Origin of the sequence: Mesorhizobium sp. M0011 (assembly GCF_040324155.1) — a bacterium.
In the GTDB taxonomy this organism is placed as follows: domain Bacteria; phylum Pseudomonadota; class Alphaproteobacteria; order Rhizobiales; family Rhizobiaceae; genus Mesorhizobium.
The window spans coordinates 1-8,595 of the sequence record NZ_JAMYVQ010000065.1 but is presented as its reverse complement, the minus strand read 5'-3'; the positions used below and the strand labels follow the sequence as shown (position 1 = coordinate 8,595).

The window sequence follows — 8,595 nt, the reverse complement described above, 5'->3', positions numbered from 1 at the left end:
TTCACCGAAATCATTCGCCACGTCTGCGATCCGCCCAGACGGCGCAAAAGCCAATCCGCAGCAGCAAGGATCGCCGTCATAGCGTAAAGTTAGCGCCTATGGGACAGCGCCCCCTCTGGCCTGCCGGCCATCTCCCCCACGTGGGGGGAGATTGGCTCTCCACCTAAGCCCGCTTGACGGTGACGTGCGTGGCGAGCGGCGTCGCAACCTGCTCGCTGCAGACATAGCCGAGCTTGATCATGTCTAGGCCGGCAAAAAGGTTCTCGCCCGTACCGAGCAGCACCGGCGCGATCGCCAGATGCATCTCGTCGATCAGCTTCTCCTGGAGGTATTGCCGGATTGTGGCGACGCCGCCGCCGACGCGCACGTCCTTGCCATCAGCCGCTGCTTTTGCCTGTTCAAGCGCTGAGTGGATGCCCTCGGTGATGAAATAGAAGGTCGTGCCGCCCTCCATGACGATCGGTTCGCGCTTGTGATGGGTCAACACGAAAACCGGCACATGGTAGGGAGGGTTATCGCCCCACCAGCCTTTCCAGCTGTCATCGGGCCATTCGCCGCGGATCGGCCCGAACATGTTGCGGCCGAGGATCCATGCGCCGACATTCTCGAAACTGCGCGCCGCGAACGCCTCGTTGATATCGGTGGTGCCGCCATCTTGTCCGAGCACCATCTCACGGAAAGTGCGGGTGTCGACAAACCACTTGTGCAAGGATTCCCCACCGACGCCAAGAGGATTTTGCAGATCCTGATCGGGACCGGCGCCATAGCCGTCGAGCGACAGGGTGAAAGCGTTGACGCGAAGTTTGGACATGCGAGCCTCCTCGATAACCAGTTGTATTTTGCAAGCAGTTGTTTTGTATCAAACTGGTTTTTAATTGCAAGCAGTTTTCTGGCGGCAGCAATCTCCAACGTAGCGGACCTGCAACGCTGGGGTACGAAAGGCGGGGTGCAGCCTTGTCAGCTCAACTCGACTTTACTGTCCCGTTTAGCGATCAAATGGTCCCGCAAGAGGGACAACACCGTCCCGGCAAGCTCGTCGGGCGCCTCGCAATGCGCCGACGTCCGGTAGTATCGGTCGACGGCAAAGCCCAGACCAACGGCCAGCAATTCGATATCTCCGGCTGCCTCAACCTGCCCAATCACCTGCAAAATATGGTCTTGGAGATAGTGCGCTCCATTTGCCAGCAGCGTGGCGTCGTCAACGGGTGCTCCGTCTGAGACAACAAGCAGAACCTTACGGGCCTCGGGTCGTTCTCGCAGACGCCCAACGGCCCACTCGATGGCTTCGCCGTCGATGTTCTCCTTGGGAAGGTCCGGCCGTAACATCGGCTTGAGAACATGACCCAAACTGCTCTGACGGCTGTCGTCGGCCTGCCGGTAGATAATGTGCAGCAGGTCGTTCAGCCTTCCCGGATTTTTGGGCCGGCCATCTTCATTCCAGATGCGCCGCGATTCCCCACCGCGCCAATTGCGCGTGGTGAACCCAAGGATATCGACCTTTATGCCGAGTGTCCGCAGAAACTCCTGTGCAATGTCGACTGAAGCAGCCGCGTACAGCATTTTCTGGCCGCGCATCGATCCGGACTGGTCGACGAGAATGGAGACGACCGTATCAGCGCGGTCAGGCGCCGATACGCTATCCCGGACTTCAGTGGCAATATCCGCTGCCAGAATCAGATGCTTCGTCCTCCAGCCGGCGAGGCCGCTCTCCAGCTCTGCCCATATCGCCTCGACCGCGGATTTATGTTTGTCCGAAAGCTGCCCGATAGCGTTTGACAGTTTTAGGCTCGGCACAATCCAGTCATGGAGCGTGACGTAGGCGTGATAGCCGGGCGTAGCAGTGTCGCCGCGTGGCACGGGGACAAACAATGATCTGAAATGCTTGCCCAGCCTTCGCAGCAATGTCGGCTATCCCTTCAGCAGTTCCGCCACTTCGGGCGCGAAATAGGTCAAGATGCCGTCGCAGCCGGCGCGCTTGAAGGCGAGCAGCGATTCCAGCATTGCCTTCTCGCCGTCGATCCAGCCATTGGCGCCTGCCGCCTTGATCATCGAATATTCGCCCGACACCTGGTAGGCGAAGGTCGGCATCTGGAACTCGTCTTTCAGCCGTCGGATGATGTCGAGATAGGGCAGGCCGGGCTTGACCATCAGCATGTCGGCGCCCTCGGCAATGTCCTGTTCGGCCTCTCTCACCGCTTCGTCGGAATTGGCATGGTCGATGTAATAGGTCTTCTTGTCGCCCTTGAGCAGGCCGGCGGTGCCCACCGCCTCGCGATAGGGGCCGTAGAAGGCCGAAGCGAATTTGGTCGCATAGGACATGATCGCGACGTCCTGAAAACCATTGGCGTCAAGCGCGTCCCGGATGGCGCCGATGCGGCCGTCCATCATGTCGGACGGCGCGATGATGTCGGCACCGGCGGCCGCCTGGATGACAGCAGCGGCGGTCACCTGTTCCACTGTCTCGTCGTTGACGATGATGCCGTCGCGCAGGATGCCGTCATGGCCGTGGCTGGTGAACGGGTCGAGCGCGGCGTCGGTGATGATGCCGATCTGCGGCACTACATCCTTGATCGCACGGGTGGCGCGGTTGATGACATTGTTGGGATCGAGGATGTGCGAGCCGGTCTGGTCGCGCAGCGAGATGTCCACATTGGGGAAGGTGGCGAGTGCCGGAATGCCGAGTTTTGCCGCGCGCTCGGCCTCTTTGACGGCGAGATCGATCGACAGGCGGAAGACGCCGGGCATGGCGGCGATCGGCTCGCGGATATTCTTGCCGTCAACGACGAAGATCGGCCAGATCAGATCGTCGACCGAAAGCCTGTTCTCCTGCACGAGGCGGCGCGACCAGTCGGCCTTGCGCATGCGGCGCAGACGGCGGCTGCCGGTGATCTCGTCGACGCCGCGCGCGCCGGCGGGCTTTGCGGGGGTGAATTTGTTCATCGCCAATACTCTCGTTCGGCGGCTTTTTACCACGACCCTTTGCCGCTGACCAATGCGACACGTTTGTGCCAGCGATCCGGTCGAGGCCTATTCGGGCTGCCCATTGCCCGACAGGATCTGCGTCGCGCCCTTGATAGCAACGCGGAAGGCCTCATCGAAGCTGACACCGCGCACCTGCCAGATGTAGGTCTTGCCGGCCGTGGCCAGCCGCCAGTCGGCGATCCAGCCGAACTCCTTGTCGCTCCAGACGAGGCTGCCCAAAAGTGCCTGATCGGCGCCGGCCTTTTTCGCAATGGTGTCGAGCTTCGCCATCTCGGCGTTACGAAGCGCCTGATCGGCCAATCCGGCCCGCGACAGCTGTGCTGCCGTGGGAAAAGTCACCTGCATGGCCAGCGGGGCTGCGGCATTGCCGAACGATTCGCGCATCAACACGCCGCGCTCGTCATCTGCTTCGAGCGCGAAATGCTGGGTGCCGCGTTCGGTTGCCAAAAACACCGCCAGCCGTGGCCGCTCGGTCAGCCACGGCCTGCTGCCGAGCGACGCCAGCACCGGGTCGATGTCAGCAGGCTTGTACTGGCAGTAAAGATTATGGGGCCGATCGTACGTGCCCTGATCGTCATGGTTGGGAATGCCTTCCATGCGGTCGCGGTAACTAAAGCTGGCAACGAAGCTGCCGGCCTTGTCGCGCAGTGCCGCCATCTCCGGTTTCGCCGGCAGGCGCTGATCGCCGGAAACCCGGACCAGAACCGCGTCGAGACAGCGCTTGAAGCCGGCCTGCCGGTTTTTCTCGTACTTGCCGTTGACGATGGTCTGCGAACTGTAGAGGTCTTCCAAAGTCCCCGCCATGACAGGGTGAACAGCCAAGCAGATGCTCAGCCCAATTGCCACCGGCGCAAAGCGTGAAAATCGAGTCATAACCAATCGTCCCGTTCGAAGACCCGCCAGAGCTGCGCTGCAATGAACTCTATCCAGTTTTTCAGTATTGCAGCTCGATTTTTAGTACCGGCTCCTGGTCCGGGCCAGAGCTTGCACCGGTGTGCTCGCCATTGACGCACCCATGCGCCACGCTTTAGCACTTCAGTCCCGGCGGCCGGGGGAGGGATTCTTCACGATGGATTTTGGCGGAGGCGACGAGATCCGCTTCGAACATCTGGGCCGGGCCGGCGTCGTCACCTTGACGCGGCCGCAGGCGCTCAATGCCTTGACGCACCGCATGATCGGGGCGCTCGACGCTGCTCTTTCCGCCTGGGAGGCCGACCAGGGCATCGACGTCATCGTCGTCAAGGCAGAGGGCAGGGCCTTTTCGACCGGCGGCGATATCCTGCATGTCTATGAGACAGGCCGGGCGGGAAAACCGCCGGTCGAGTTCTTCGCCGACGAATATCGCCTCAACGCCCGCATCAACAGTTATAGGAAACCTTACGTGGCCCTGATTGACGGCATCGTCATGGGCGGTGGTGTCGGCATCTCCTTCCACGGCTCGCACCGGGTGATGACCGAGAATGCCCAATTTGCCATGCCGGAAGTCGGCATCGGCTTCTTTCCGGATGTTGGCGCCAGCCACCTGCTGCCTGACCTCGGCGGCTCCTTCGGTATGTATCTGGCGCTGACCGGCAATCGCATCCGCTATGGCGATGCGCTGTGGTCGGGGCTGGCCACCCATACCATCAAGGCCGAGGACCAGGCTGGCTTCCTCGACCGCCTGGCGCTGACCGGCGATCCGGAATCGGTGCTGCGCGGCTTCTTCGTGCAGGCAAGGCGAGAAACCGACAGGCCGACGCTGGAGGCGATTGTCCGCCATTTTTCGCAACCGTCCCTGAACCGCGTCATCGACAGCCTCGAGCGTGCGGCCGCCGCCGACGAGTTCGCGGCAAAGACACTGGCGGCGATCCGCACCCGCTCGCCGACCAGCCTGCGCGTCGCCTGGCGGCAGATCAGCGCCGGACTGACGCTGTCCATGGAAGCCTGCATGAAAATGGAGTTCCGCATCCTCAACCGGATGCTCGCCGGCCATGATTTCTACGAAGGTATCCGCGCCGCCATCATCGACAAGGGCTCGAAGCCGCAATGGCGGCCGGCAAGCCTCGCTGCGGTCAGCGAAGCGGATGTCGATGCCTATTTCGCTCCGCTCGGCGAACGGGAACTCTTGATATGAGCGAGGTGACCTCGAGGCGCGTCGTGCTGCAGCCCTCCGGGGTGGAGGTGATCTTCGCCTGGTTCCAGCGCGTCATATCGGGCTACTGCCTGCTGTTCGGCATTCTCTACTGGATCAGGTTGATCGGCTTTTATCCGGGTACGCTGTGGCGGTTCGACCTGATGCCCGTGCACTGGCAGGTCGCGGCGGTGGTGCTCGCCGTGTTCTTCCCCTTTGCCGCTGCCGGCCTGTGGATGCTGGCGTCCTGGGGCCCGGTGATCTGGTTCATTTGCGCGGTGACCGAGACGGTCATGTATGCCGGCTTTCCCGAGCTATTCGGCCATCGCTTGCTGATTGTCGTCTCGCATGCGGCGGTGGCGGTGCTCTACATCGTCTTCCGCGTCGTCATCTACCTGCAGAAGCGCCCGGTCCGCCACTAAGCCCTTGAGCACATTGGCGGCCCCGCTGTCGCCTCGAATGAGCCCCGCAATCGTTGCCGAAATCTTTAGGTTAATTATCCTTGCTCGGGTGACCGTTCGTTAAGCCTCTTGCGAAACCTCTTACCGGTAAGCTCTTGTTAGCCCTAGCGTTTAAGTCGAATTTTATGAGTATTCGATAGTGTCGCGATCAAGGTGAAAAACAAAAAATCACCAGGGCGACAAACGAGAGGCAAAGACAATGATCAATTCGCGTCCGGCGGCGAAGACCGCCAACGTATCCGACGATCGCCGCGAGGCTATCCGTTCCCTGTACATGGAATCGCTGCAGCTTGTTGAGCGGCTGCACCGCCGCCTGCTTGATGTGATCAAGGACGAATTCGACCGCAACGGCCGTTCCGACATCAATGCCATCCAGGCGCTGCTGCTGTTCAATATCGGCAATTCCGAGCTGACCGCCGGCGAGCTGCGCTCGCGTGGCTACTATCTCGGCTCGAACGTCTCCTATAATCTGAAGAAGCTGGTCGATCTCGGCTTCATCAACCACCAGCGCTCGCGCATCGACCGCCGTTCGGTCCGTGTCTCGCTGACGCCGAAGGGCAACGAGGTGGCGGAGGTCGTTGCCGGCCTCTACGAGCGTCATGTCGGCTCGATCGAACAGGTCGGCGGCATCAACACCGACGAGTTCAAGCAGATGAACCGCGCTTTGCAGCGGCTCGACCGCTTCTGGAACGACACCATCGCCTACCGGATGTAAGGCGTCGCATCGGATCCGGCCCGCGCCACAGAAGCGCGGCCGAAATATCGACCTTCAGTCAGGGCCGGTGCCGAGAGGCATCGGCCTTTTCTTTTCCTGATCCCAAAGCCCAAATATCCGGCCAGGTTTGCTTTCGCTGCAGCAGTGCCTAATGTCACGGCCTGGAGGTGCGCGTTATGGGTGAGGGAAAACGCACGAAGATTTGCTCGGTTGCCGCAGTGCTTTTGTTGGTCTCGCAAACGGCTTTTGCCGAGGAATGGTGGAAGGATTCTTTCGCTGGGGAAGGCAGCGAGCCCTGTGACAACAATGACTCGATAGTGACGTTTACCGACAAAGCAATGGAAATGTGGGAGGTCCGCTGCACGTTGGACAAGGTTCAGAAGATCAACCGCCTGGATGTCGTCATCCTGGATATGAGGTGTACGGACGGCGAGAGCACAGACAAGAGGCGGGAGCTGCTGCTCAAACTCGAGGACAACAAAGTCCTGCGCTACCCCCAGCATGAGGTGTTGCAACGATGTTCGGAATTGAAGGCGAAGCCAGGTCCGGGCCCAAAGGTTGAAACCTCACACTGAGGGATCGTGAGGATAGGCAGCGCGTCTCGTGGAGCGGCCGAACCGCCGTCTGCTTGACGCGATCAAGGATGCCGATCGATACCGAAAAAGCACGGGCCTTTCATTTCGCTGCGGCGCCCGATGCAAATCGCGGGCCAAGGCCACGTTGCCGCCATATTCCAATGGAACCGAGAGTGGCAGTGATGCTGGTGTGAAGACCATGCGTTCACCCGCAATCCGTATCGCGCCTGGGCGCTGTCACACCAAGGTGATACGGAGCATGGTTGGCTAATTGTTAAGATTGCCAATTTTACAGTGCGGGCGAGATCGCCCGGTGATCAACGCAGCAAGTGATCGAACTGCTACAAATGTCTGGAACGTCCATGAGAACCAGCCGTCGTTTTTTCCTCTCCGGAGCCTCCGCGCTCGCAGCAGCGGTGGTCGCCGGCGGCGCCAATGCGCAGGATGTGATCGGTGATATCCTGAAATCCTCGGCGCGCGGCAATTGGGACGACCAGTTCGACGCCCGCGCCAGCGAGGGCGGCAAGGTAGCCTCGACGCTGCCGATCTTCAGCCCGCAGACCGTCGCCTTCACGGAACAGGCGGTCGGGCAATACCAGAACATTGTCGGGCAGGGTGGCTGGGTCGAAGTTCCCGCAACCAAGAAGCTGCAGCTTGGCGTCGACGACCCGGATGTGGTGCCGTTGCGCAAGCGGCTGATGGTTTCCGGCGACCTATCGCAGAGCGCCGGCATTTCGACGGCTTTCGATTCCTATGTCGACTCGGCGGTCAAGCGCTTCCAGCTGCGCCACGGCCTGCCTGCCGATGGTGCGCTCGGCAAATACACCTATGCGGCGATGAACGTTTCGGCGCAGATCCGGCTCGGCCAGCTGCAGACCAATCTGCAGCGGCTGCGCGAGAAGGCCGGCACGCTGGGCAGCCGTTACGTGCTGGTCGACATTCCGGCAGCGCAGGTCGAAGCGGTCGAGAACGACCGTGTCGTGCTTCGCCACACCGCGATCGTCGGCAAGATCGACCGGCAGACGCCGATCGTCAATTCCAAGATCAACGAGATCATCGTCAATCCATACTGGAACGCGCCCGTCTCGATCGTGCGCAAGGACATCATTCCGCTGATGCGGAAAAATCCCGATTATCTCAAGAACAGCCACATCCGCCTGTTCGCGCCCGATGGCAGCGAAGTCGATCCGATGAATGTGGACTGGTCGACCGACGACGCCGCCAAGTACCGTTTCCGCCAGGATCCCGGCTCGGAAAACGCCATGGCGTCGGTGAAGATCAATTTCCCGAGCCCTGACGGCGTCTACATGCACGACACGCCGCAGCAGAGCCTGTTCGGCAAGATGCTGCGTTTCGATTCCTCGGGCTGCGTGCGCGTGCAGAATGTGCGCGACCTCGTCACCTGGATCCTGCGCGACACGCCCGGCTGGGATCGCCAGCATTTCGAGGCGGCGATCAAGACCGGTGAAAACACGCCGATCCAGGTCACCAATCCGGTGCCGGTTCACTTCCTCTATCTCTCGGCCTGGTCGACCGGTCCGGGCGTGGTGCAGTTCCGCGACGACGTCTACGCGCTTGATGGCAACAACGAACTGCAGATCACGTCTGCGCTGTAAGCATTTGATTCTTATCTAAAAAGGCCGCCTCTCTGAACTGACCCCCGAAAGTTGGACACAACCTTCGGGGGTTTTGCATGTCCAAATACAGCGAGAGTTTCAAGCGCTCGGTTGTCGATAGCTATTTAGGCGGGGA

9 protein-coding genes are annotated in these 8,595 nt (G+C 60.7%); 5 read left to right on the top strand and 4 right to left on the bottom strand.

What is annotated here, in order from left to right:
• Positions 1-163 precede the first annotated feature (163 nt).
• The 4 genes from NKK51_RS32200 to NKK51_RS32185 form a co-directional block, all read right to left on the bottom strand.
• A complete protein-coding gene (locus tag NKK51_RS32200) occupies positions 164-811 on the bottom strand; it encodes a dihydrofolate reductase family protein (protein WP_352556312.1) in 648 nt (215 codons plus the stop codon).
• Positions 812-957: 146 nt separating this feature from the next.
• Positions 958-1,902, bottom strand: coding sequence for a cobaltochelatase CobT-related protein (locus NKK51_RS32195; protein WP_352556310.1), 945 nt, complete (start codon positions 1,900-1,902; stop codon positions 958-960).
• Positions 1,903-1,908: 6 nt separating this feature from the next.
• Positions 1,909-2,940 (bottom strand): porphobilinogen synthase, encoded by a 1,032-nt coding sequence (hemB, locus tag NKK51_RS32190; protein ID WP_352556308.1) that lies wholly within the window; start codon positions 2,938-2,940, stop codon positions 1,909-1,911.
• Positions 2,941-3,027: 87 nt separating this feature from the next.
• Positions 3,028-3,804: a DUF8605 domain-containing protein gene (locus NKK51_RS32185; RefSeq protein WP_352556306.1), complete on the bottom strand. Its 777-nt coding sequence runs from the start codon at positions 3,802-3,804 to the stop codon at positions 3,028-3,030.
• Between the two features lie 247 nt (positions 3,805-4,051).
• Between NKK51_RS32185 and NKK51_RS32180 the strand changes: the two genes are divergently transcribed.
• The 5 genes from NKK51_RS32180 to NKK51_RS32160 all read left to right on the top strand — a co-directional run bounded on the left by NKK51_RS32180 (position 4,052) and on the right by NKK51_RS32160 (position 8,459).
• Positions 4,052-5,095 carry an enoyl-CoA hydratase/isomerase family protein gene (locus NKK51_RS32180; RefSeq protein ID WP_352556305.1) on the top strand — a complete coding sequence of 348 codons (1,044 nt, stop codon included), beginning with the start codon at positions 4,052-4,054 and terminating at the stop codon, positions 5,093-5,095.
• On the top strand, positions 5,092-5,514 hold the full coding sequence (locus NKK51_RS32175; protein WP_023810222.1) for a DUF6163 family protein: 423 nt from the start codon (positions 5,092-5,094) through the stop codon (positions 5,512-5,514). The genes NKK51_RS32180 and NKK51_RS32175 overlap by 4 nt, the downstream gene beginning before the upstream one ends.
• Before the next feature lie 238 nt (positions 5,515-5,752).
• Entirely contained in the window at positions 5,753-6,268 is a 516-nt protein-coding gene (gene ldtR, locus NKK51_RS32170; RefSeq protein ID WP_008875359.1) for a transcriptional regulator LdtR, read from the top strand.
• A gap of 176 nt (positions 6,269-6,444) precedes the next feature.
• Positions 6,445-6,843 carry a hypothetical protein gene (locus NKK51_RS32165; RefSeq protein ID WP_352556303.1) on the top strand — a complete coding sequence of 133 codons (399 nt, stop codon included), beginning with the start codon at positions 6,445-6,447 and terminating at the stop codon, positions 6,841-6,843.
• A 362-nt stretch (positions 6,844-7,205) separates the two neighbouring features.
• On the top strand, positions 7,206-8,459 hold the full coding sequence (locus tag NKK51_RS32160; RefSeq protein WP_023810224.1) for a L,D-transpeptidase family protein: 1,254 nt from the start codon (positions 7,206-7,208) through the stop codon (positions 8,457-8,459).
• Positions 8,460-8,595: the final 136 nt, after the last annotated feature.